Here is a 22,553-nt window from a genome sequence, read left to right as displayed (position 1 = left end):
CGGCTACACCACCAACTGACCCACCCCCACGCAAAACCGAAAGGGCCGGACCCCACCAAGGGGCCCGGCCCTTCGGCGTCGGTCAGGTCAGGTCGGTGGCGCGGCCGGGCCAACCGCGCCGGGCAAAAGCCGTAGCGGGCCGGGGGCAAAGCCGGACCGGGCCGCACATCCACGCCCTGCATCCAGGCGCCGGTGCCGGACACGCGGCGATCAGCCGCCGGAGTCGTCCATCTCGGCGCCCTCGGGGACGGCGTCGTCGTCTCGGCTGGCCAACCAGCCTTCCGGCAGGAAGACCTTCCCCGGCGAGTTGGTGCGCCCGCGCGGCTGGCCCAGGGCGGTCAGCGGGAACGGCTCCGTCGGGTCGAGCTTTCCGAGCAGGTCGTCGAGCTGGGCCAGGCTCTCGATCATCGCCAGCGAACGGCGCAGCTCGCCGCCGACCGGGAAGCCCTTGAGGTACCAGGCGACGTGCTTGCGGAAGTCGGTGCAGCCGTCCCGCTCACCCCGCGCCGGGCTGCTGGCACCGGCCACGAACTGGTCGACCAGCAGCTCGGCGTGCCGGCGCATGGTCACCGCCACCTCGCCGAGGGTGGGCAACCGCCGCTCCGGGCGGCCGTTGAAGGCGGCCTCCAGGTCGGCGAAGAGCCACGGTCGACCCAGGCAGCCGCGCCCGACGACCACGCCGTCGACCCCGGTGTGCGCGACCATCCGCAGCGCGTCGTCGGCTTCCCAGATGTCGCCGTTGCCGAGCACCGGCACATCGAGGGCCTGCTTCAACGCGGCGATCGCGTCCCAGTCGGCGGTGCCGGAGTAGCGCTGCGAGGCGGTCCGCCCGTGCAGGGCCACCGCCGCCACGCCGGCCTCCTGGGCGGCGAGCCCGGCTTCGACGTACGTCAGGTGGTCGTCGTCGATGCCCTTGCGCATCTTCACCGTGACCGGCACCCCGGCCGGCGCGGCGGCAGCCACCGCGGCCTGCACCAGCCGGGCGAAGAGCCGACGCCGCCACGGCAACGCCGCGCCGCCCCCACGCCGGGTGACCTTGGGGACCGGGCAGCCGAAGTTGAGGTCGATGTGATCGGCCAGGTTGCGTTCGACGACGATCCGCACGGCGGCAGCGGTGATCTCCGGGTCGGTGCCGTAGAGCTGGAGGCTGCGGGGCTTCTCGTCGTCGCCGAACGTGATCATGCGCAGCGTCTTCGGGTTCCGCTCGACCAGCGCCCGGGTGGTGATCATCTCGCAGACGTAGATGCCGCCGCCCTGCTCACGGCAGAGCCTGCGGAAACCGACGTTGGTGATCCCGGCCATCGGCGCGAGCACCACCGGCGGCCACACCTGGTAGCCACCGAGGGTCAACGGGCGTACGGCCGCCACCGCGACATCACTCACCCCGCAAGTATACGGAGGGGTTCCTCCCCCTTTGCCTGCCGCAGGGCGGCGCTCGGGTCGACGCCCCCTGGGCCGCCCCGATCGGGCCTACCGGGCCAGCCGTCGAGCGGTGCTGAACCCCGTCCCGCTCCGCCCCGTGCAGGTCTGGAGCACGAGGTCGTATCGGCTCGCCCAGTGCGGCATCGTGCCGCCCTTGCGCGGCTGCCACCGGTGCCCGACCACCTGGTAGATGCCCGCGCACGGCCCCGAGACGACCCGCACCACCCTCCCTGTCGGGAGGTCGTCCAGCCACGCCCAGCCCATGGTGTCGTGCCCCGCCAGGAGGCACGTCGGCGAGGTCGTCCACGTCACCAGCGCTCCGCTGTCGATCTTCGCCTGCGAGTGGATCGCCGTGACGGGGGCGAGACGCGTCACGGGGGCCTGCGGGGACACACGCCGCGCGGGACCGCCGCGGGACGGGGCCGGCGGCTCGAGCCCCCGCTGGGCGGCCTCGATCATCCCAGGGACGGGCGACCCGGAGACTGTGGCCGTGGGGCTCGCACCAGCCGACCCGCGCGACGCGGAGGACGCATTCGGCGGCGGCGGGGCGTGGGCGGCAGCGCTCGCCAGGGGAGGCTGGGCGGCACCGTGGTGGGCCGTTGAGCCCGAGAGCGCCGGGAACACCACGACGATCGACGCCGCAGCGGTCAAGCGGAGGACGGACAGTCGATTCGCCATGTCATCCCACCTTCTTCCGATCGAGACCAAGATATCGAAAGATGGCACTGAGCTAATTTCATCGACCCGCGAGTCGCCGACGGTTCGTCTCGCGTCCCGCCCCTGGTCAGACACCAGAAGGCCCCTCCTCGACCGGGGTCGAGAAGGGGCCTTCTGGGCACGTCAGCAGCCGGGGAGGCGCTCGATCAGGTAGCGCTCAACCTGGTCCAGAGAGACCCGCTCCTGGCCCATGGTGTCCCGGTTGCGCACCGTAACAGCGTTGTCGTCCAGCGTGTCGAAGTCGACAGTCACGCAGAACGGAGTGCCGATCTCGTCCTGCCTGCGGTAGCGGCGGCCGATCGCCTGCGAGTCGTCGAACTCCACCACCCAGCGCTTGCGCAGCAGCGTCGCGAGGTCCTTCGCCTTCGGAGACAGCGCCTCGTTGCGCGACAGCGGCAGCACGGCCACCTTGACCGGGGCGAGCCGCGGGTCGAACCGCATGACGGTGCGCTTGTCCACGCCACCCTTGGTGTTCGGCGCCTCGTCCTCGTCGTACGCCTCGAGCAGGAAGGCCAGCACCGCGCGGGTCAGACCCGCGGCCGGCTCGATGACGTACGGCATCCAGCGCTCACTCTTGGCCTGGTCGAAGTACGACAGGTCGACGCCGGAGTGCTTGCTGTGCGTGGAGAGGTCGAAGTCGGTGCGGTTGGCGATACCTTCCAGCTCGGCGAACTCGGTGCCGCCGAACTGGAACCGGTATTCGATGTCCACCGTCCGCTTCGCGTAGTGCGAAAGCTTGTCCTTGGGGTGCTCGTAGAGGCGCAGGTTGTCCGCCGACAGGCCGAGGTCGAGGTACCAGTTCCAGCGCTCCTGGAGCCAGTACTCGTGCCACTGCTCGTCGGTGCCCGGCTCGACGAAGAACTCCATCTCCATCTGCTCGAACTCGCGGGTCCGGAAGATGAAGTTGCCCGGCGTGATCTCGTTGCGGAACGACTTGCCGGTCTGCGCGATGCCGAACGGCGGCTTCTTGCGGGCGACCGTCTCGACGTTCTTGTAGTTGACGAAGATGCCCTGCGCGGTCTCCGGGCGCAGGTAGTGCATGCCCTCTTCGCTCTCCACCGGGCCGAGGTAGGTCTTCATCAGGCCGTTGAACATCTTCGGCTCGGTGAAGGTGCCCTTGTTGCCGCAGTTGGGGCAGTTCAGCTCGGCGAGCGAGGTCAGCTGCTTGCCGTGCTTGGCCTCGTACGCTTCCTCGAGGTGGTCTGCCCGGAACCGCTTGTGGCAGGACTGGCACTCGGTGAGCGGGTCGACGAACTCGGCGATGTGGCCGGACGCCTCCCACACCTTGCGGGCCAGGATCACCGCTGAGTCGAGGCCGACGACGTCGTCGCGCTGCTGGACCATGGTCTTCCACCACTGCCGGCGGACGTTCTCCTTGAGCTCCACACCGAGCGGGCCGTAGTCCCACGCCGACCGGGTGCCTCCGTAGATTTCGCTGGAGGGGAAGACGAAGCCTCGGCGCTTGGCGAGGCTGACGACGGCATCGATACGGTCGGCTGGCATGTTTCCTCCTACGCCGGCTGGCGGTCGGCGGGGGCGAGATGTGGATGGAACGGTCGGTTCGGGACCACGGTACGACCACCGTCGCCCTGAGCCCAGCAGAATACCGGGGGCGGGTCAGCTGACCCCGCAGACCTCCACGCCGCCGGTCTGACCGTCATGCCCAAGAATGACCTGCTGCTGCTCCCGGTCACCGCCGTCCAGCGTCACGTCGACCGGCACGGTCAGGTTGATGGTGTCCACCTCGCCCAGCCGGAACGCCGTGACCTGCGGCTCGGCGGCGGCCCGCCGTTCGAACTCGGGCCGGGACTCGCGCCGTTGCGCGTCGTCGCAGAGTTGCTCGTACGCCCGCCCGTAGTTCCGCTCAACCAGCGCCTGGTAGTAGTCGCCGGTCACGGTGCGGGCCTGTTCCCGGACCGCCTGCACGCCGGTCACGGCCAGGCCGACGATGGCGCTGCCGCCCCCGCCACAGCAGAGCACCACGGCGAGCGCGCCGACGCCGAGGCCGATCCAGAGCCGAGTCCGGCGGCCCTCGGTGGGCGGCGCGGCGAACGGCGGAGCCACCCCGGGACCGGGTGGCGGGGCGGGTGGGGTCATAGGAGCAGCGTAGTGTCCGGCGGCTCAGCGGTAAGGACCCGCAGCCCGATCACTCTCGGCGACGACCACTGCCCCGCCGGGGGCCGCGGTGGCCAGCGCCTCGTACGCGGAGGGCTCGTCGACCGACTCGGCGAGCAGCGGCACGGCGCTGACCTTGACCTCGAAGGCGCCCAGGGCCCGCCGGTACGTGCCGACCGATTCCCATTCGGTGACCAGTGACCAGTACCGGGGGTCGTCGAGCGCGCGGACCAGTTGGCCACGCAGGTAGCCGGGGCGGGCGGCCAGTGCGGTGAGGGCGGCGTGCGCCCGTTCGGTGAAGTCGTCGGCGACATCGATGTCAACCACGAACCGGTTGGTCACCAGCAACGGGGGTCCCTCCTCGTAGAGTCTGTGGGATGCAGCGTACGCAGCGCCCTCTGCTGGCTCGGCTGGCCGGGGCGAACCCGACGTCGGTGTTCCTGCTCACCCTGGTGGTGGTGCTGGTGGCGTTCTTCACGCCCGGGGTGGTCGGCGGGTTGCTGACGCTCGCGCTCGCCGCGATCCTGATCGCCCTGTTGGCGACGACCTGGGCGGTTCAGGCGCCGCAGACCCGGCTGATTCGACTGGTGATGCTGACCCTGCTCGTGACGGTGGGCCTCGCGAAGCTCCTCTGACATGCAAGCATGCGTTTTTGACAATCATTATCGTTGCCACGGACAGTTGACGGCATGAGCAACCGCACCACGTTCCGTGTCTTGGCCGCCGCGACCACCCTCCTCGCCCTGGGTGCCGCGGCGGGCTGCTCCACCGGTGGTGCCGCTGGCGCCGACCCGCAACGGGTCGACGTGGTGGCCGCGTTCTACCCCCTCCAGTTCATCGCCGAGCGGGTCGGTGGCGATGCGGTCCGGGTGACGAACCTGGCCAAGCCCGGCGCCGAGCCGCACGATCTGGAGCTCAACCCGAGCCAGGTCGGTCAGGTCAGCGAGGCCGAGCTGATCGTCTACCTCAAGGGTTTCCAACCTGCGGTGGATGACGCCGTCGCACAGAACGGTGGCGACCGGGCGTTCGACGTGACCAGCGTGCAGCCGCTGCTGGACGCGAGTGCTGGCGGGCACGACCACGAGGGCGAGGAGGGGCACTCCGAGGACAGCGGCGGCAAGGACCCACACGTCTGGCTCGACCCGACCCGCCTCGCCGGCATCGGTGATCAGCTTGCCCAGCGACTCGGCAAGGCCAACCCGGAGCACGCCGCCGACTACACCGCCCGTGCCGCAGCTCTACGCGCCGACCTCACGACCCTGGACGGCGAGTTCAGGCACGGCCTGGCGACCTGCCAGCGGCGGGAGATCGTGACCAGCCACGCCGCGTTCGGCTACCTCGCCGACCGCTACCAGCTCGACCAGGTCGGCATCACCGGGTTGAGCCCGGACGTCGAGCCCTCGCCGCAGCGGCTCGCGCACGCGATCGAGGAGGCAAAGGAACACCAGGCCACCACGATCTTCTTCGAGACCCTGGTCAGCCCGAAGGTCGCCGAGACCATCGCCGGTCAGGTCGGAGCGAAGACCGCAGTGCTGGACCCGATCGAAGGGCTCGCAGCCGGCAGCAACGGGGACTACCTTTCGGTGATGCGTACGAACCTGCAGACCCTGCAGACGGCCTTGAGCTGCTCGTGACCTCACCTGTCATCACCGTCGAGCACGGGGTGGTCGGCTACGACGGCCGCCCGGTGCTCCGGGACATCTCGCTCACCGTGACCGCCGGCGAAGTGGTCGCGGTGCTCGGTGCCAACGGCTCCGGCAAGTCCACCCTGATCCGCGCCGTGCTCGGGCTGGTGCCCATCAGCGCCGGCTCGATCACCCTCTTCGACCGGCCGTTGCGCCGGTTCCGGCAGTGGGCCCGCATCGGGTACGTCCCGCAGCGCCTGGGCGCCGGCGGCGGCGTACCAGCCACCGTCCGTGAGGTGGTGGCCTCCGGCCGGCTGGCCCGCCGAGGGATCTTCCGCCCTCCGGGTCGAGCCGACCGGGCCGCCGTCGACGCCGCACTACTCGCGGTCGGGCTCGCCGACCGGGCCGGTGACCCCGTGTCCACGCTCTCCGGCGGCCAGCAGCAGCGCACTCTGATCGCCCGCGCACTGGCTGGCAAGCCGGAGCTGCTGGTCCTCGACGAGCCCACCGCCGGGGTGGACGCGGCCAGCCAGGAGGCGTTCGCCGACGCGCTGCGCGACTTCGTCGCCGACGGGGGGACGGTGCTGCTGGTCGCCCACGAGCTGGGCCCGTTGCGACCGGTGATCAGCCGGGCGGTGGTCGTACACGAGGGTGGTATCTGTCACGACGGCCCGGTGCCGGACCCGGCCGGCCATCACGCGGAGCCTGACCACGACCACGTGCATCCGCACGGTCCTGACGAGCCCGCCGGGCTGTGGAGCAACTGACGCATGGGACTCTTCCAGTACTCCTACATGCAGCATGCCCTGATCGGCGCGCTGGTGATCGGCTTGGCCGCGCCGGCGCTCGGCATCTACCTGGTGCAGCGCCGGCTGGCGTTGATCGGCGACGGTGTCGGGCACGTAGCGCTTACCGGCGTCGGCGCGGGTCTGTTGCTCAATCGCTCGCCGGTGCTGGTAGCGGTGCTCGTCGCCACCGTGGGCGCGATCGCCATCGAGGTGGTCCGCGCCCGTGGGCGTACGTCCGGCGACCTGGCCCTGGCCCTGCTCTTCTACGGCGGAATCGCGGGCGGCGTGTTGCTGGTTGGCCTCTCCGACGCGACAAGCGCCAACCTCAACGCCTATCTGTTCGGGTCGTTGATCACCACCTCGCTGGCCGACGTGATCACCATCGCGGTGCTCGGCGCGGCAATCCTGATCACGATGATCGCGCTGCGTCCGGCGCTCTTCGCGGTCAGCCACGACGAGGAGTACGCCCGGGTCTCCGGCCTCCCGGTGCGCACGCTGAACCTGCTGATCGCGGTCGCCACCGCGATCACCGTGACCATCGCGATGCGGGCCGTCGGGGTGCTGTTGATCAGCGCGCTGATGGTGGTGCCGGTCGCCACCGCCCAGCAGGTCACCCGGGGCTTCCGCAGCACGATGACCGCCGCGATGGCGCTCGGGTTCTTCGCCGCCGGCTCCGGTGTCTGGGTGGCGGCCACGGTGGACACGGCACCGGGTGCCTCGGTGGTGCTGGTGGCGATCGCCTGCTTCCTGGTGGTGGCCGTGGCCGGCGGCGTCTGGCGGGCGCTGCGCCGTCGGGCGACTCCGACCGCCGCACCAACATCGGAGCCGCACGAGGTCGTGCTGGGCAGATCCTGACCGGGGTGATGTCGGTGGTATTGGTTATCGTTGCAGGATGAGCAGCACGACGGGCTACGACGGGTTCGACGGGGCCAGCGAGTTGCTCCGCGCGCTCTCCGCGCCCATCCGGCTGGCCATCGTCAGCGAGTTGGCTGGCGGTGAGCGGTGCGTGCACGAGCTAGTGGAGAGGCTCGGCGCCGCGCAACCGCTCGTCTCCCAGCACCTGCGGGTGCTGCGCGGCGCGGGCGTGGTGCGGGGTTCGCGTCGAGGTCGGGAGATCGCCTACAGCCTGGTCGACGAGCACGTCGCGCACATCGTGGCCGACGCGGTCAGCCACGCCGGGGAGGGATCATGAGCGAGAGCAGCGCCGCGGTGCGCAACACCCGGCAGCGCTCGGCGGTGAGCGCGTTGCTGGGTGAGATGGAGGGCTTCCACAGCGCCCAGGACCTGCACGGGATGCTGCGGCAGCGCGGCGAACGGGTCGGCCTCACCACCGTCTACCGCACCCTCCAGGGGTTGGCCGACGCGGGCGAGATCGACGTGATGCGTCCGCCGGGCGGCGAGCACCTCTACCGCCGGTGCAGCGAAGGGCACCACCACCACCTGGTGTGCCGGGTCTGCGGGCGTACGGTCGAGGTGGCCGGCCCGGCCGTGGAGAGCTGGGCCGAGCGGGTCGCGGCGCAACACGGCTACGCCGACGTCAGCCACACCCTGGAGATCTTCGGCACCTGCCCGGACTGCCCGCGTTGACCAGGGCGCGTCCTGCCCATCATGACGCCAGCGACGGCGGCGATGGCGCGAAGGTTGGGGCAGGTCAAGCCTGCTGTGGGCCGGCAGCGCCGTCGTGTGAGGCACCACAAGTCCAGGACCGACCGAGGCCGGGGACGACTGAGCCCTGGGCACCCTCTCGCCTTGATCAATTGATGAAAAGTAGGTACCAGGGGCAGCTCGAACCTACTTTTCATCAATTGATCAAGGCATGCCATGCCGTCATCTAGCTTCCTTGATCGACAGGACAGGCCCTAGCCTGAAGCCGTGTCAGACCTTCAGTTCAGGCCGGTCCAGCCGGTAGGTAGCGAAGCAGCCCTGCTCGACTGGCAACACATCCACAATCTGATCATCCCCACGGCCGCGCTGTCGGTCGATGAGATCGTCGTCCGCGCCAAGCGGAACATCCTCGAGGTCGCGTACGTCGAGGGCACGCCGGTGGGTTGCTCGACGGTACGACCTCCGGAATCCGACACGGCGCCCGCGACCGTGATCGCACGAGTCCTGCCCGAAAATCGCCGGCAGGGCTACGGAGAGCAGATCTACCGGCGAGGGCTGGCGAGGGCACGGGACCTCGGCGCGCAGGTCATCGACACCGTCGTCCTGGCGTCCAACGACGATGGTCTGCGGTTTGCCGAACAGCACGGCTTCGTCGAGGTCGAGCGGTACGTCCTGCCCGGTGACACTGTTGCGTTCGTGGACCTCCGGCTCGCCTGACTGGCGGACGCCACCCGCAGCCTGACAGGCGGTCGCAGGGCGGGCACCGCCGCGCTGTGGCCGGGTTCGCCCGGCCGCCTGACGACGGGTGTCGGGCTGCGGCCGTTCGTGCAACGCTGTCCGGCGTGAAAATCTATGCCGATCGGTTTCCGACCGCCGCCCGTCAGTTGCTCACCGACCTGCTCGTCGTCGCCTGGGTGTACGTGGCGATCCGCGGCGCGCTCTGGCTGCACGACCTGGTGCAGAATCTCGCCGTACCGGGGCAGAAGCTGGAGGGTGCCGGCACCGGGCTCGCCGACAACCTGGGCGACGCCGGCAGCAAGGTCGGCCGTGTGCCGCTGGTCGGCGACGAGCTGACCGCGCCGTTCCAGCGCGCCGCCGATGCCGCTCGGTCGCTCGCCGACGCCGGCCGCGACCAGCAGCACATGGTCGACCAGCTCGCCCTCGCCCTCACCATCGCGGTGCTGATCTTTCCGCTGGGTCTGGTGCTCTTCGGTTGGCTGCCGCTGCGGGTCCGGTGGATGCGCCGAGCCGGGTCAGCGGCGAAGCTGGCCGCGGTCCCGGCCGGCCGGGACCTGCTCGCCCTGCGCGCGCTGGTCAGTCAGCCACTGGGTCGGCTGAACCGGATCGCGCCGGACGTCGCCGAGGCGTGGCGGCGCGGCGACGACGCGACCGTTGACGCCCTGGCCGCGTTGGAGCTGCGCCAACTCGGCCTGCGCGGTCGAGGCCGCTAAGGTCTTCGGGTGTTCTACTTCCTGATCGTCATCGCCGTCCTGCTGCTCGGCTACGCCGCTGTCCTGGTCTCCTTCGTGCGCCGGGGCAAGAAGATCCCGCCCGCGGCGTACCTGGGTCTGGCCGCGCTCAACGGCCTGATCCTGGCGGCGGTGCTGGCCTGGGCGGTCGCCCGCTGACACCTCGGCTGCGGCAGGCGGGAGGTGTGGATCACGGCTTGGGCGGGATGCGGCGGCGGACGTCCTCGGCGGTGGACGGGCCCGGCGACCAGCGGGCCACCCACGGCAACTCGTCGGACGGGGTGATCACGCCCTCCTCCAGGCCCGCGTAGCGGCCGGCGAGGATCCGCTTCGCGGCGGCGGTGTCGACCGAGTCGGTGTTGTCCCAGAGTGCCGTGAACAGGGCATCCACCCGCACCCGCGCCTGCCGGCAGAACAGGTCGGCCAGCTCGACGTTCTCCGGTCGGCTGTCCCGCTCGGCGGAAGCCCGGACGCAGACCGCGGACATCGCGAACAACTCGGCGCCGATGTCCACCACACGGCCGAGGAACGCCTGCTTACGCTCCATCTTTCCCTGCCAGCGGGACATCGCGTAGAACGTCGACCGGGCCAGCTTGCGCGACGACCGCTCCACCTGTCGCAGGTGCGCGGCGAGCGGCCCGAACTCGGCGTACGCCGAGGGGCTCTGCCCTCGACCCACGGCCAGCGTGGGCAGCCACTTCGCGTAGAAAGCGCCGGCTCGGGCACCGGCCCGTGCCTTGCGGCCCAGCCCCGCCTCGGGATCGATGATGTCGCCGGCCACCGACAGGTGGGCGTCGACCGCCTCCCGGGCGATCAGCAGGTGCATGATCTCGGTGGAACCTTCGAAGATCCGGTTGATCCGCAGGTCGCGCATCACCTGCTCGACGTTGGCCGGGCGTTCGCCGCGGGCGGCCAGCGAGTCGGCCGTCTCATAGCCGCGCCCGCCCCGGATCTGGATCAGCTCGTCGGCGATCTTCCAGGCCATCTCGCTGGCGTACAGCTTGACCAGGGCCGCCTCGATCCGGATGTCGTTGCGGTCGTCGTCGGCGAGCAGGCAGCAGAGGTCGAGCATGGTCTCCATGCCGTACGTGGTGGCGGCGATGAAGGAGAGCTTCTGCGCGACCGCCTCGTGCTCGCCCACCGGTCGGCCCCACTGGACCCGGTCGGCGGCCCACCCCCGGGCCACGTTCAGCGCCCACTTGCCGGCGCCCACGCACATCGCCGGGAGCGAGAGCCGGCCGGTGTTCAGGGTGGTCAGCGCGATCTTCAGCCCCTTGCCCTCGCCGCCGATGACGTTCTCGGCGGGCACGAACACGTCGTGGAACCGGGTGAGGCTGTTTTCCAGGCCGCGCAGGCCGACGAACTCGTTGCGTCGCTCGACGGTGATGCCCGCGCTGTCGCCGTCCACCACGAACGCGGTGATTCCGCCCCGCCGCCCCTCGGTGGCGGGCACCCGGGCCATCACCACCAGCAGGGTGGCCACGATGCCGTTGGTGGCCCAGAGCTTCACCCCGTTGAGCCGGTAGCCGGTGCCGTCCTCGGTTGGCTCGGCGATGGTGGCCAGCCGGGCCGGGTCGGAGCCGACGTCCGGCTCGGTGAGCAGGAACGCGGACACCTCTCCGGCGGCGAGCCGGGGCAGGAAGCGCTGCTTCTGCTCGGCGGTGCCGAACATCTTCAGCGGCTGCGGCACCCCGATCGACTGGTGTGCCGAGAGCAGCGCGCCGATGGCCGGGCTGACCGAGCCGGCCAGCATCAGCGCCCGGCAGTAGTGCAGGTTGCTGAGCCCGAGCCCGCCGTACTTCCGGTCGATCTTCATGCCGAACGCGCCGAGGTCGGCCAGGCCGTGGAACACAGAATCTGGAATGGACGCGTCGCGTTCGATGGCCGCGCCGTCCACCTCGGAGTTGAGGAAGGCGCGGAACTGGCCGAGGAACTCCTCAGCGCGGGCCACGTCGTCCGGGTTGGACTGGGGCCACGGGTCGATGAGGTCGAGCCGGAACCGGCCGAGGAACAGCTCCTTGCCGAAGCTGGGCCGGTCCCAGGTGGACTCGCGAGCGGCCTCGGCGACCCGTCGGGCCTCCTTCTCCGAGACCTGACCGGCCTCCGCCGGCAACGGCGCCGCGGCACCGGCGGTGTCGGGGCTGGTGTCGGAATCGGGGCCGTCCGGTGCTGGTCGGCCGTCCTGCGTCGTGGTCACGGCTGCCCCCTCGAACCTTGGTGCGGCTGCTCGGCATGCGCCCTCAACGCCACGCTACCCCCGGGTGTTACCCAGGGGTAGCGTTGCGTGAATATCCGATTCGGCCCGCTCGCCTCGATCAGCGGCCGGCGATCTCATCCGGGTCGTCGTCCTCGTCGTCGATGTCGTCCTCACCCCAGTTGCGCCGGGCGAACGGCAGGGCAGCCCAGAACGTGAGGAACCAGAGCCCGGTCAGCGCAGTGAGCACGAAGGCGATCGGCCGATCCAGCACGAAGTCGGTGATCAGCAGCACCGCGCTGACCATCGCGATCAGCATGAAGGCGAGACCACCGGTGGCCATCCGGTGAGCGAACCGCACCAGCTCCGGCTTGCGCCCCTGCCGGAACAGCGCCCGATGGAACGCCACCGGCGAGATGATCATGGCAGTGGCGGCAGCCGCCGCAAGCAGCGCAACGATGTAGACGTCCCGCTGAAACTCGCTGGTCCGAGTGAAACCGTTACTGAACGGCAGGGTGAGCAGGAAGGCGAAGAGAATCTGCACGCCGGTCTGTGCGACCCGCAACTCCTGCAACAGGTCAGCGAAGTTGCGCTGCCAACGCTGCTTCTCGGTCTCCTTGGACACGCGCTACCTCCGGTGCGACGCTACTGCCGGCGGTCCCGGCCGCCGGCAGCAACGCAATTGCCCCACCCGGCCGAGCGCGAAACTGGTTCACGACATCTGCCGTTCATCTCCGAGACGCAAGTCGGCCACCGGGAGCAGCGCGTCGCGGCGTCAGGAGCCGCGTCGGATCCGACCCGCGTACCGGGCCTCCAGCGCCGTGTTGTGGGCATCACCGTCCGGGATGTTCGCCGACAGGTAGACCGGCGGACGCTCCCCCGCCGCCAGCAACCGCGCCACCACCTCCACGGTGATCTGCTGAGCCAGCAGCGCAGCGGTGATCGAAGAAACCGCGCCGACCGCGCCACCGCCGGGAAGCGGCAGCGTCGCGTCACCGTACGGAGCACCGTTGTCGAGCACCACGTCGGCGAGGTCGCCCAGCTTGCGCCCGGACGGGTGGCGGGAGGTCATTTGGCCGGAGTGCTGTGCGGAGGTGATCGCCACCAGAGCGTGGCCGCGTTCCTTGACCAGCGTGGCGAACTCCACCATCGCGCCGTTGACCCCGGAGTTCGAGGCGAGCACGAAGACGTCGGCGGGCCGCACCGGGGCCAGCTCGTAGAGGCGGTGCGCAACCGCCGGGTCCCGTTCCAGCAGCGGACCGAGCCGCTCGGCCGGGTCGCCGCCGAGCAACACCAGGTCACGCAGCGCGATCCGGTTGGTCGGCACCAGACCGCCCGCCCGGCCGGCGATCTCCATCGCGAGGGCCTCCGAATGGCCGGTGCCGAACGCGTGCACCACGCCGTCGGCGCGCACCGCCTCGGCGATCAGGTCGGCGGCCCGCCCCACCGCCTCCCGCTGACTGGCGGCCACCCGGCCGATCGTCTCGGTCACCACGGCCAAGTAGTCCTCGGCACTCACCGTCATGCGTCCTCCGTCGTCCGATTACGGGCCAGCCAGCGCACCGCGAAGTCGACAGCCGCCCGCTGACGCATCAACCTGCCGGTCCCGGTGCCGACCGGTCCGATGCGAACCGCCCCGGTGACCTCCAGGTCCTTGCCCAACGCGTCGAAGTCGTTCGCGTCGAGCCGTACGTCCTGCCACCACACCCACTCGCGACCACCGTCGTCGGTCCGCACTGCGGCGCCCACCTGCTCGCGGGGCGAACCCGGGCAGCGATATTCGGCCAGGTGCAGTGAGGTGCTCACGGAGTGGTCCACGCCCAGCAGCAACACGTCGGCGTCCAGGTCGTAGAGCCGGGCCAGCGGCGAACCCTCGCCGAGCATGTCGCCCAGGGTGTGCCCGGTGACCACCTGCTCGGCGGCCGGCCCGAGTGCGGCGAACGACACGTGCGGATGCGTACTGCGCATGGCACCGGGCCAGCCGCGAACGGTCTCGGCGAGCAAACCCATGAACCGGCTCGGCGTGACCGCCGGGTCGAAGCCCGGCATCTCGGCGCGGATCAGCGGCCACCAGCCCGCCGGCACCGGCGGGTTACGCCAACCCGCGGGGTCGCTGTTGTCCGGCGTGTGGGTGGGCACCACGATCGTGCCGTCCGGGCCGAGCGCGTCGCGCAGGGCGAGCACCACCGCCTGCGGCCCGCCGCAGACGAATCCCAACGGACGTAGCGCGGCGTGCACCAGCAGCGTCGCGCCGGGTCGTACGCCCAGCACGCGCAACTGCGCGGCGATCGAGCGCCGAGTGCCCAGCCCGCTCGCGTCCGTCGTCACGATGGCCCTCCCTCGCTGAGCCGCACGGCTCAGGCCGTTCCGCCGGCTCGGGCCGTTCCGCCGGCTCGGGCGAGGATCGCCTCGGCGAGTGGGCCTGGTGCCGTGTCCGGGATCCAGTGACTCACCCCGGGCAGCTGCACAAAGCGGAATTCCCCGGTGACGTTCGCCGCGCACGCCTCGGCTGCGGTCCGGCCGATGGCGACGTCCCGGTCACTCCAGACGTACGTGGTGGGCACCGCGACCGGGCCGACGCCGGCCAGGTCGGCGCGGGACATCGCCCGGTACCAGTTCAACGCGGCGGTGAGCGCCCCGGGCTCGCGCATCGGGTCGGCGTAGCGGTCCACCCGGGGCGCGTCGCCCACCCCGCCCAGCATCTTGCGCAGCGCGGTCGCGTGCCACGCCAGCAGCACCTTCTCCGCCTTGTCCGGCTTGCGGAACAGCGCAATGTACGACGAGCGGGCCTTCTGCTGGCTGTCGGTGGCCAGGGCCTGCGCCATGGCCGCCGGATGTGGCACGGACACCGCGGTCAACGTGCGGACCCGATCCGGGTGCCCGGCGGAGACCGCCCACGCCACGATCGCGCCCCAGTCGTGGCCGACCAGGTGGACGGCGTCCAGCCCGAGTGCGTCGAGCACCGCCACCACGTCAGCGACGAGCTCGGGGATCCGGTAGTCGGCCACCCCCGTGGGTCGGGCACCGGGTGAGTAGCCGCGCTGGTCCAGCGCATACGTGCGCAGCCCGGCCGCATGCAGTGTCGGCACCACGTCGTCCCATTCGGCGCTGTGCTGCGGGAAACCGTGCAGCAGCAGAGCGGGTACGCCGTCCGGCGGACCGCCGGCGGTTACCTCGAACGTGAGACCTCGCGCGTCAACCCGCATGATCGGAAGCGTACCCAGCCGACGGCGGGTCGGTCGCTCCCCGCAGGTCAGGCCGATGCCCTGCTGGGCCGGCGGCCCAGGTCGGTGTTAGCGTCAGCGAGACAACTTCACATCCGACAGGGGAGCGCACAGCGCTGAGAGTGCGGGCACGCCCGCAGACCCTCGAACCTGATCTGGGTAATGCCAGCGCAGGGAGTTCGGTCGACCTCCAGCCGCGCCGCCGTCCGGTGCCACCGGGCGCGCGGCGTGCGTCTTCTCCTGGTTCGCAGTCAGAACTGGGAGCAACACATGAAATCCACCACCGACACCAGCCGCTGGCGGACCATCGACATCGTGGTCGCCTCGGTGATCGCGGTCGCCTTCGGCGTCATCTTCTGGGCGTGGGGCCTGGTCTGGAGCGCCACCGAGGGTGCGTTCGCCTTCTTCCCGCCGGCGCAGACGCTGCTCTACGGCGTCTGGCTGATGCCGGCCGTGATCGGCGGTCTGGTCATCCGCAAGCCCGGCGCCGCGCTCTACTGCGAGACGGTGGCCGCGGTTCTCTCGGCACTGTTGGGCAGCCAGTGGGCCGGCACGGTCATCCCGCAGGGCATCGTGCAGGGCATCGGCGCCGAGTTGGCGTTCGCCGCCTTCAGGTACCGGTCGTTCCGCCTGCCGACCGCAATGCTGGCCGGCGCGCTGACCGGTCTCAGCGCCGCACTCTTCGACTTCTTCGTCTGGAACGTCGACTACGCGCTGACCGACTACCGCATCCCGTACGCGCTGCTCACCATCGTCAGCTCCACCGTGATCGCCGGCGCTGGCGGCTGGCTGCTGACCAAGGCCCTGGCCAACACGGGCGCCCTGGACCGTTTCCCAGTAGCCCAGGACCGCGCACTCATCTGACCCCGGGTCGATCGCGTCGATCATGAGGTTGGCGGGCGGATGGATCTTCAGAACCATCGTCAACCTCATGATCAACCGGGCAGGGTGGAGGCGGCGGCCGGGGCGGGAGAGGGAGAGGGGGTGGGGTTTGGTGGGCGGGGTACTGCTGCGGGGGTTTGGGTGGCGGCACGCTGGGCGGCGCGCCTGGGCTGTGCGGGGGGTTGATCTGCGGGTTGAGGCCGGGGAGCGGGTTCTGCTGCTCGGGCCTTCTGGTGCCGGTAAGAGCACCTTGCTCGCCGCGCTGGCCGGGCTGCTGCCCGAGGACTCCGGCGAGCAGGAGGGCACCGTCGAGATCGACGGGCTCGACCCGCGCAAGGGGCGGGAACGGGTCGGCATCGTCTTCCAGGATCCGGAAACCCAACTGGTGATGGCGCGCTGCGGCGACGACGTCGCATTCGGGCTGGAAAACCGAGGGGTACCAACCGACGAGATCTGGCCCCGCGTGGACGAGGCGCTGCACCGGGTCGGCTTCCCGTACCCCCGCGACCGCAACACCGCCGCGCTCTCCGGCGGCGAACAGCAACGCCTCGCGCTGGCCGGAGTGCTGGCCCTGCGCCCCGAGTTGCTGCTGCTCGACGAACCAACCGCCAACCTCGATCCGGCCGGGGCCGACCTGATCCGACAGGCAGTGTCCGGCGCGCTGGACGCCGACACCACGCTGATCCTGGTCGAACACCGGATCGCCGAGGCACTGCCGCTCGTCGACCGGGTGGTCGTCCTGGAACCCGGCGGCGGGGTCCGCGCCGACGGCACCCCCGAGGCGGTCTTCGCCGCGCACGGTGCCACCCTGGCCGCCGAGGGGGTCTGGGTGCCCGGTCACCCCATCGCGCCCCGACCGGCCACCGCCGCGCCCGGGGGCCTCCTGCTCACCGCCGACCGGCTCGGCCTGCCGCCCCGGCTGGGCTCCACCGACCTGGCGGTACGCGCCGGCGAAGCACTCGCCGTACGCGGGCCCAACGGCGCCGGCAAGTCCACCCTGGCGTTGCTGCTCGGCGGTTTACTCCGGCCGGGCACCGGGCGGGTCACCGCATCCGCCGAACTGGCCGACGCGGACCACCGCACTCCCCCGCACCGCTGGCGGGCGCCCGCGCTGGCCCGACGGATCGGGTCGGTGTTCCAGGATCCGGAGCACCAGTTCGTCACCAGCACCGTCTTCGACGAACTGGCGCTGGGCCCACGCCGGACCGGTCAACCCGAGGCAGCCGTCAAGGAGACCGTGTCCGGGCTGCTGGAACGGCTGCGACTGGCCCGGCTCGCCGCCGCCAACCCGTACACCCTCTCTGGTGGGGAGGCGCGGCGGCTGAGCGTGGCGACCGCCCTGGCCACCGCGCCCCGCCTGCTGATCTGCGACGAACCCACCTTCGGCCAGGACCGGCGGACCTGGCAGGAGTTGGTCGATCTCTTCGCCGACCTGCGTGACGCCGGGCATGGCGTGGTCGCGGTCACCCACGACGCGGACTTCGTCGCCGCGCTCGCCGACCGCACCGTCACCCTCCAACGGGCCCCGACCAGCGACGGCAAAGAATGATCAACATCGAGCCGGTCGCGGCACCCGGTGCGCCGTTGGCCCGCCGCAACCCGGTGGCGAAGGTCGCCGCCGCGCTGGTCTTCTCGTTCACCCTGCTGGCCACCCTGGACCCGGTGGCCCCGGCGATCGCCATCGCGATCGAACTCGCCGTGCTGCCGCTGTTCGGCATCGGCTACCGGGTGCTGGCCCGGCGGGCCCTGCCACTGCTGCTCAGCGCCGCCGGCATCGTGGTCACCCTGGTGCTCTTCGCAGCCGACCGGTCCGGCCGGGTCCTCCTGGACGCTGGACCGATGCTGGTGAGCACCGGCGTGCTGCTCACCGCGCTCGGCCTCGTGCTGCGGGTCTTCGCAGTGGCCCTGCCCGGTGTGATCGTCTTTGCGACCACCGACCCCACCGACCTGGCCGACTCGTTGATCCAGAACGCGAAGGCGCCGGCCCGCTTCGCAATCGGGGCGTTGGCCGCGTTCCGGCTGGTGCCGCTGCTCGGCCAGGAGTGGCAAATGATCAGCATGGCTCGGCGCGCGCGGGGCGTCGACGCGGGACGCAACCCGGTGGCGAAGCTGCGACTGTTCGCCTCCACCGCGTTCGCGCTGCTGGTCGGGGCTATCCGCCGGGGCACCCGCCTCGCCGTGGCGATGGACGCGCGCGGCTTCGACGCCGGCACGCCCCGGACAGTCGCCCGCCGCCAACGCTTCACCCGGGCCGACGCTCTCCTCATCGCCGGGGCGGTCGTGCTGGCCGGCGCCGCCCTCACGACAAGCGTCCTCCTAGGCGCCTTCCGTCCCTTGATCAGCTAACCCGCGCGGCCGTGAACCCTGGCCCCGGCCCTCCGCCCGGCGCGGTGGGCGTCCGGGCGTGATCGACTCCATGTCGCCGACATTGCGGTATCCGCGAGGCGGGATGCCGCCACATCGGCGACGTGGAGTCGATCATGTCGCAGGTCCGGACAATCGGACATCGGCGTCGGGAACTGCACGATCGACGGGGCGGGCAGGGCTGGGTGGGCTGGGTGGCTCAGCTGCGGCGGAAGGCGTAGCGGCGCGGTTGACCCGCTCGCTGGCTCTTGCCGCCGCCGGAGCGGCCTCCCCCGGCCTGCGGCGGTCCGGCCTTCGGTGCCGCCGGCCGACCGACGGTCAACGACGGGTCGACCACCGAGGGCACGTCCAGCGTTGTCGGCACGTTGACCACCGGGGGCACGACCAGCGCGTCGTCCGCCGAGGGCACGTCGACCACCACCGGTATGTCACTCGTCAGTCCGTCGAGCGGCAGGATCGACTCGACCGGTAGATCCGGTAGATCCGGCCCCACCGTCAATGCGGGGAGCGGGCCACGCTCGGCCGCCGGGTGGGTGCCGAGCGGGGTCTTGCGGGACTTCTTCGGGTTACGCCTGGCTGGCATCCGGGCCTCCTTCTGCCGACCGTCACGGCCGGTCCCGCGCTCCGGCGGTCGGTCGGATCGGCTGGTGACCGCCGCAGCGCGACGGTCGACGGGAAAGGAACTGCTCACCGGGGTCGGGCATGGCCAGCACCGCCGAACTGCGGTGGGGATGCGGGACGCCCGAGAGCGCACGGACCGCGACGCGGGGCGGCGGGCCGGCTCGGAGAAAGGGCGTCAGTTGCGCATGCCAGCACACTATCGGCTGGGCGTACGTCGGCGCAGCCGATTTTCCTGGCACCATCGGCGGCATGCTGATCGCGTTCTCGATAACCCCGCTCGGTGTCGGTGAGTCCGTCGGTGACCTGGTCGCCGAGGCGGTACGAGTGGTCCGCGACTCCGGCCTGCCCAACCGCACCGATGCCATGTTCACCACCATTGAGGGCGAGTGGGACGAGGTGATGGCGGTCGTCAAGCGGGCCGTCGACGTCGTGTCCGCGCAGGCGCCCCGGGTGAGCGTGGTGCTCAAGGCCGACGTCCGACCGGGGGTGACCGACGCACTCACCGCGAAGGTGGCGCACATCGAGGATCGACTGGCCCAAGGCTGAGCGCCACCGGCCGGTGACCGACTGTCGACGACACGCCCGTACCGCCGCGTACCGCGATACGGTCGCAGCACGGCAGCACGACGGCGAGAGGTGGCGGCACGAATGGCTGAGCAGGCGACGGCGCAGATCGGTGTCACCGGGTTGGCGGTGATGGGCCGCAACCTGGCCCGCAACCTGGCCCGCAACGGCTTCACAGTGGCGGTGCACAACCGAACGCCTGCGCGCACCCGCAGCCTGATCGCCGAGCACGGCGACGAGGGCACGTTCGTGCCCGGCGAGACGATGGCCGAGTTCGTGGCGTCGCTGGAACGGCCCCGCGCGGTGATCGTGATGGTCAAGGCGGGTGCCCCCACCGATGCGGTCATCGACGAGTTGGTGCCGCTGCTGGAGGAGGGCGACATCATCGTCGACTGCGGCAACGCCCACTTCGCCGACACTCGCCGCCGGGAGGAGGCGCTGCGTACGCATGGGCTGCACTTCAGCGGCACCGGCGTCTCCGGTGGTGAGGAGGGCGCGCTGCTGGGGCCGAGCATCATGCCCGGCGGCTCCACCGAGTCGTACGCCAAGCTCGGGCCGATGTTCGAGAAGATCGCCGCCCAGGTGGACGGTGTGTCGTGCTGTAGGCACATCGGGCCGGATGGCGCCGGGCACTTCGTCAAGATGGTGCACAACGGCATCGAGTACGCCGACATGCAGCTCATCGCCGAGGCGTACGACCTGCTTCGGGCCGGTCTGGGCGCGGAGCCGGCGGAGATCGCGGAGATCTTCCGCGACTGGAACAACGGTGAGCTGGAGTCGTTCCTCATCGAGATCACGGCCGACGTGCTCGCGCACACCGACGCGGCGACCGGCCGCTCGTTCGTCGACATCGTGCAGGACCGGGCCGAGCAGAAGGGCACCGGCCGGTGGACCGTGCAGAGTGCACTGGACCTGGGCATTCCGATTACCGGGATCGCCGAGGCGACCTTCGCCCGCTCGCTCTCCGGGCATGTCGACCAGCGCGAGGCGGCGCGGCGGGCGTTCCCGGACGCGGGTGAGAAGTGGCAGGTCGCCGACCGGAACGCATTCGTCGAGGACGTCCGCCGGGCGCTGCTCGCCTCCAAGATCGTCGCGTACGCGCAGGGTTTCGACCACATCCGCGCCGGCAGCCAGGAGTTCGACTGGGACATCGACCTCGGCGGCACGGCGACGATCTGGCGGGGCGGCTGCATCATCCGGGCCCGCTTCCTGAACCGGATTCGCGAGGCGTACGACGAGCAGCCCGACCTGCCGACGCTGCTGGTGGCGCCGTACTTCGCCGAGGCGGTCGGCGCTGGTGTGCCGAGCTGGCGGCGGGTGGTGGCCGACGCGGCCCGGGCCGGTGTGCCGACGCCGGCGTTCTCGTCGTCGCTGGCGTACTTTGACGCGCTGCGCGCCGAGCGGCTGCCCGCCGCGCTGATCCAGGGCCTGCGGGACAACTTTGGGGCGCACACCTACCAGCGGGTGGACCGCGAGGGCTCGTTCCACACCACCTGGGCCGGCGACCGCACCGAGTCTCCGGCGTAGCCGGCGCGGCGCCCTGCGCCGCCGTGATCGTGCTCGATCCTCGATGTAGTGGTCTCCCCCGATGGGGAGGCCACTACATCCATGTTCGGGCGAGATCGTGGGGGCAGTGCGCGCCATCTGACGGTCAGGCGACGGTGGCGTGCATCTCCCAGACGAGGATCTCGGCTGGTTCGTCGGCGGTGACCCGCCGGCCGCCGGTCATGGTGAGCCGGGCCGCATCGCCGGTGCCGAGCGGGCCGCTGCCCTCCAAGGTCACCGTGCCGTTGGGCACATACAGGTGCACGAAGGGCGCATCGGGGATGGTGACCTCGTCACCGGGGGCGAGACGGGCGGCGTGCAGGGTCGCGTACCGGTTGCGGATCCGGATCGCGGACGCGCCGTCGTAGCGGTCCATCCCCGAGGCGATCGGCACCAGGCCGCCGCGGAGCAGCTCGTCCTCGATCTCCAGCTGCTCATAGCCGGGGTCCACGCCCTGCTCGTCGGGGAGCACCCACATCTGCACGAAGTGGACCGGGTCGGTGTGCGGCTCCTGGTTGTTGAGTCGCCAGGCGTCGTTCTTCTCCGAATGCAGAATGCCGGTGCCGGCGCTCATCCGCTGGGCCAGGCCCGGGTAGATCACCCCGGAGTGCCCGGTGGAGTCCTGGTGCACCAGGGAGCCGCGCAGCACCCAGGTGATGATCTCCATGTCCTGGTGCGGGTGGGTTTCGAAGCCGGCCCCCGGGTGCACCACGTCGTCGTTGTTGACCAGGAGCAGACCGTGGTGGGTGTTGGCCGGGTCGTAGTGGCGGGAGAACGAGAACGAGTGCTTGGAGTCGAGCCAGGAGATCTTGGTGGCGAAGCGATCCTCACCACGGCGTACGTCGACCGCGGGGGCGGGAGCGGAGGCGGTCACCAGGCACGCTGCGCGGCGTCGGGGGTCGACGGCGCCCAGGTCAGGGCCGGATCGCCGGTGGCCAGCTCAGCGATTTCGCCGGTACGCAGCTGCGGTGTGTGACCGAATTCGGCGCAGTGCTGCTCGGCTATCTCGGCACAGATGTCGGCCACCTGCTCGCAGATCGGATCACCAAGATCAGCCGCGTTCAACGCCATGATCATCTTGTACCGAAGGTCCCGCATATCCACCCCCATCGCCGTCGTCCCACCATCTCCGGACCCTACCCGCCCCCATCCCGCAAGACCCCGGAACAACCGCACCGCCCACCCCTGACCCGTCACCCCACCCCACCCGTGCCACACCCCGACCCCGCCACTCCAACCCAGTCGATCATGGAGTTGTGGTGGTGGACACAAGTCGCGAAGCGGCTGAATTGGGCACCACCACTCCATGATCGACCGCGGGCGCGGGGCGGGGCGGGGCGGGGGCGCGTCAGGATGGGGCGGCGCCGCCCGCACGGGGTGCGGGCGGCGCCGGGAAGGGTGGGGTCTGGGGGCGGGAG

General features: G+C 71.0%; 27 protein-coding genes and 1 riboswitch. Of the genes, 14 read left to right on the top strand and 13 right to left on the bottom strand.

Features of this window, described 5'->3' with window-relative positions:
• Positions 1-210: 210 nt before the first annotated feature.
• The 5 genes from dusB to ACLQ28_RS32455 all read right to left on the bottom strand — a co-directional run bounded on the left by dusB (position 211) and on the right by ACLQ28_RS32455 (position 4,602).
• Complete coding sequence (gene dusB / locus ACLQ28_RS32475) at positions 211-1,383, bottom strand: tRNA dihydrouridine synthase DusB (RefSeq protein ID WP_425690069.1); 1,173 nt, start codon at positions 1,381-1,383, stop codon at positions 211-213.
• Positions 1,384-1,470: 87 nt separating this feature from the next.
• Entirely contained in the window at positions 1,471-1,797 is a 327-nt protein-coding gene (locus ACLQ28_RS32470; protein ID WP_425690068.1) for a hypothetical protein, read from the bottom strand.
• Between the two features lie 465 nt (positions 1,798-2,262).
• The gene (locus ACLQ28_RS32465; protein ID WP_425690067.1) at positions 2,263-3,642 is read right to left on the bottom strand and encodes a glycine--tRNA ligase; all 1,380 of its coding nucleotides are present in this window, start codon (positions 3,640-3,642) and stop codon (positions 2,263-2,265) included.
• A 114-nt stretch (positions 3,643-3,756) separates the two neighbouring features.
• On the bottom strand, positions 3,757-4,236 hold the full coding sequence (locus tag ACLQ28_RS32460) for a hypothetical protein (protein ID WP_425690066.1): 480 nt from the start codon (positions 4,234-4,236) through the stop codon (positions 3,757-3,759).
• A 24-nt stretch (positions 4,237-4,260) separates the two neighbouring features.
• Entirely contained in the window at positions 4,261-4,602 is a 342-nt protein-coding gene (locus ACLQ28_RS32455) for an antibiotic biosynthesis monooxygenase family protein (RefSeq protein ID WP_425690065.1), read from the bottom strand.
• A 29-nt stretch (positions 4,603-4,631) separates the two neighbouring features.
• Here ACLQ28_RS32455 and ACLQ28_RS32450 point away from each other — a divergent pair, with 29 nt between their 5' ends.
• From ACLQ28_RS32450 to ACLQ28_RS32410, 9 genes are all read left to right on the top strand, one after another.
• Positions 4,632-4,889 (top strand): hypothetical protein, encoded by a 258-nt coding sequence (locus ACLQ28_RS32450; RefSeq protein ID WP_425690064.1) that lies wholly within the window; start codon positions 4,632-4,634, stop codon positions 4,887-4,889.
• Positions 4,890-4,943: 54 nt separating this feature from the next.
• Positions 4,944-5,888: a metal ABC transporter substrate-binding protein gene (locus tag ACLQ28_RS32445; RefSeq protein WP_425690063.1), complete on the top strand. Its 945-nt coding sequence runs from the start codon at positions 4,944-4,946 to the stop codon at positions 5,886-5,888.
• Positions 5,885-6,646, top strand: coding sequence for a metal ABC transporter ATP-binding protein (locus ACLQ28_RS32440; protein WP_425690062.1), 762 nt, complete (start codon positions 5,885-5,887; stop codon positions 6,644-6,646). The genes ACLQ28_RS32445 and ACLQ28_RS32440 overlap by 4 nt, the downstream gene beginning before the upstream one ends.
• Before the next feature lie 3 nt (positions 6,647-6,649).
• On the top strand, positions 6,650-7,522 hold the full coding sequence (locus ACLQ28_RS32435) for a metal ABC transporter permease (RefSeq protein ID WP_425690061.1): 873 nt from the start codon (positions 6,650-6,652) through the stop codon (positions 7,520-7,522).
• 37 nt (positions 7,523-7,559) lie between these two features.
• Complete coding sequence (locus tag ACLQ28_RS32430) at positions 7,560-7,859, top strand: ArsR/SmtB family transcription factor (protein ID WP_425690060.1); 300 nt, start codon at positions 7,560-7,562, stop codon at positions 7,857-7,859.
• Complete coding sequence (locus ACLQ28_RS32425; RefSeq protein WP_425690059.1) at positions 7,856-8,254, top strand: Fur family transcriptional regulator; 399 nt, start codon at positions 7,856-7,858, stop codon at positions 8,252-8,254. The genes ACLQ28_RS32430 and ACLQ28_RS32425 overlap by 4 nt, the downstream gene beginning before the upstream one ends.
• A 285-nt stretch (positions 8,255-8,539) precedes the next feature.
• Entirely contained in the window at positions 8,540-8,989 is a 450-nt protein-coding gene (locus ACLQ28_RS32420; protein WP_425690058.1) for a GNAT family N-acetyltransferase, read from the top strand.
• Between the two features lie 125 nt (positions 8,990-9,114).
• Positions 9,115-9,723 (top strand): hypothetical protein, encoded by a 609-nt coding sequence (locus ACLQ28_RS32415; protein WP_425690057.1) that lies wholly within the window; start codon positions 9,115-9,117, stop codon positions 9,721-9,723.
• Positions 9,724-9,732: 9 nt separating this feature from the next.
• Positions 9,733-9,900, top strand: a complete 168-nt coding sequence (locus ACLQ28_RS32410) for a hypothetical protein (protein WP_167454842.1) — start codon at positions 9,733-9,735, stop codon at positions 9,898-9,900.
• Between the two features lie 31 nt (positions 9,901-9,931).
• On the opposite strand, the gene ACLQ28_RS32405 is transcribed toward ACLQ28_RS32410, so the two are convergent.
• The 5 genes from ACLQ28_RS32405 to ACLQ28_RS32385 all read right to left on the bottom strand — a co-directional run bounded on the left by ACLQ28_RS32405 (position 9,932) and on the right by ACLQ28_RS32385 (position 15,141).
• Positions 9,932-11,938, bottom strand: coding sequence for an acyl-CoA dehydrogenase family protein (locus tag ACLQ28_RS32405; protein WP_425690056.1), 2,007 nt, complete (start codon positions 11,936-11,938; stop codon positions 9,932-9,934).
• Positions 11,939-12,056: 118 nt separating this feature from the next.
• Positions 12,057-12,560 carry a DUF6328 family protein gene (locus tag ACLQ28_RS32400; protein ID WP_425690055.1) on the bottom strand — a complete coding sequence of 168 codons (504 nt, stop codon included), beginning with the start codon at positions 12,558-12,560 and terminating at the stop codon, positions 12,057-12,059.
• A gap of 150 nt (positions 12,561-12,710) precedes the next feature.
• Complete coding sequence (locus ACLQ28_RS32395) at positions 12,711-13,460, bottom strand: sugar isomerase domain-containing protein (protein ID WP_425690054.1); 750 nt, start codon at positions 13,458-13,460, stop codon at positions 12,711-12,713.
• Positions 13,457-14,263 (bottom strand): aminoglycoside N(3)-acetyltransferase, encoded by an 807-nt coding sequence (locus tag ACLQ28_RS32390; RefSeq protein ID WP_425690053.1) that lies wholly within the window; start codon positions 14,261-14,263, stop codon positions 13,457-13,459. The genes ACLQ28_RS32395 and ACLQ28_RS32390 overlap by 4 nt, the downstream gene beginning before the upstream one ends.
• A 29-nt stretch (positions 14,264-14,292) precedes the next feature.
• On the bottom strand, positions 14,293-15,141 hold the full coding sequence (locus tag ACLQ28_RS32385; protein WP_425690052.1) for an alpha/beta fold hydrolase: 849 nt from the start codon (positions 15,139-15,141) through the stop codon (positions 14,293-14,295).
• A 108-nt stretch (positions 15,142-15,249) separates the two neighbouring features.
• Positions 15,250-15,354: riboswitch (TPP riboswitch) on the top strand.
• A gap of 75 nt (positions 15,355-15,429) precedes the next feature.
• On the opposite strand from ACLQ28_RS32385, the gene ACLQ28_RS32380 reads away from it, so the two are divergent.
• The 3 genes from ACLQ28_RS32380 (at position 15,430) to ACLQ28_RS32370 (ending at position 18,387) form a co-directional block, all read left to right on the top strand.
• Positions 15,430-16,023: an ECF transporter S component gene (locus ACLQ28_RS32380; RefSeq protein ID WP_425690051.1), complete on the top strand. Its 594-nt coding sequence runs from the start codon at positions 15,430-15,432 to the stop codon at positions 16,021-16,023.
• Positions 16,024-16,153: 130 nt separating this feature from the next.
• Positions 16,154-17,590, top strand: coding sequence for an ABC transporter ATP-binding protein (locus tag ACLQ28_RS32375; RefSeq protein WP_425690050.1), 1,437 nt, complete (start codon positions 16,154-16,156; stop codon positions 17,588-17,590).
• A complete protein-coding gene (locus tag ACLQ28_RS32370; RefSeq protein ID WP_425690049.1) occupies positions 17,587-18,387 on the top strand; it encodes an energy-coupling factor transporter transmembrane component T family protein in 801 nt (266 codons plus the stop codon). The genes ACLQ28_RS32375 and ACLQ28_RS32370 overlap by 4 nt, the downstream gene beginning before the upstream one ends.
• Positions 18,388-18,604: 217 nt before the next feature.
• On the opposite strand, the gene ACLQ28_RS32365 is transcribed toward ACLQ28_RS32370, so the two are convergent.
• Positions 18,605-18,988, bottom strand: coding sequence for a hypothetical protein (locus ACLQ28_RS32365; RefSeq protein WP_425690048.1), 384 nt, complete (start codon positions 18,986-18,988; stop codon positions 18,605-18,607).
• 287 nt (positions 18,989-19,275) lie between these two features.
• On the opposite strand from ACLQ28_RS32365, the gene ACLQ28_RS32360 reads away from it, so the two are divergent.
• Entirely contained in the window at positions 19,276-19,572 is a 297-nt protein-coding gene (locus ACLQ28_RS32360; protein WP_425690047.1) for an MTH1187 family thiamine-binding protein, read from the top strand.
• A gap of 102 nt (positions 19,573-19,674) precedes the next feature.
• Positions 19,675-21,117 carry an NADP-dependent phosphogluconate dehydrogenase gene (gene gndA / locus ACLQ28_RS32355; RefSeq protein WP_425690046.1) on the top strand — a complete coding sequence of 481 codons (1,443 nt, stop codon included), beginning with the start codon at positions 19,675-19,677 and terminating at the stop codon, positions 21,115-21,117.
• A 124-nt stretch (positions 21,118-21,241) separates the two neighbouring features.
• Here the strand turns inward: gndA and ACLQ28_RS32350 are convergent, their stop codons facing one another.
• Both ACLQ28_RS32350 and ACLQ28_RS32345 read right to left on the bottom strand, forming a co-directional pair.
• On the bottom strand, positions 21,242-22,009 hold the full coding sequence (locus ACLQ28_RS32350) for a pirin family protein (RefSeq protein WP_425690045.1): 768 nt from the start codon (positions 22,007-22,009) through the stop codon (positions 21,242-21,244).
• A complete protein-coding gene (locus tag ACLQ28_RS32345) occupies positions 22,006-22,233 on the bottom strand; it encodes a thioredoxin reductase (RefSeq protein WP_425690044.1) in 228 nt (75 codons plus the stop codon). The genes ACLQ28_RS32350 and ACLQ28_RS32345 overlap by 4 nt, the downstream gene beginning before the upstream one ends.
• Between the last annotated feature and the right edge of the window lie 320 nt (positions 22,234-22,553).

The sequence above is a fragment of the Micromonospora sp. DT201 genome, assembly GCF_049841575.1.
Classification (GTDB): Bacteria; Actinomycetota; Actinomycetes; order Mycobacteriales; family Micromonosporaceae; genus Micromonospora.
The sequence above is the reverse complement of the archived record's forward strand: the minus strand, read 5'-3'. Positions and strand labels throughout refer to the sequence as shown.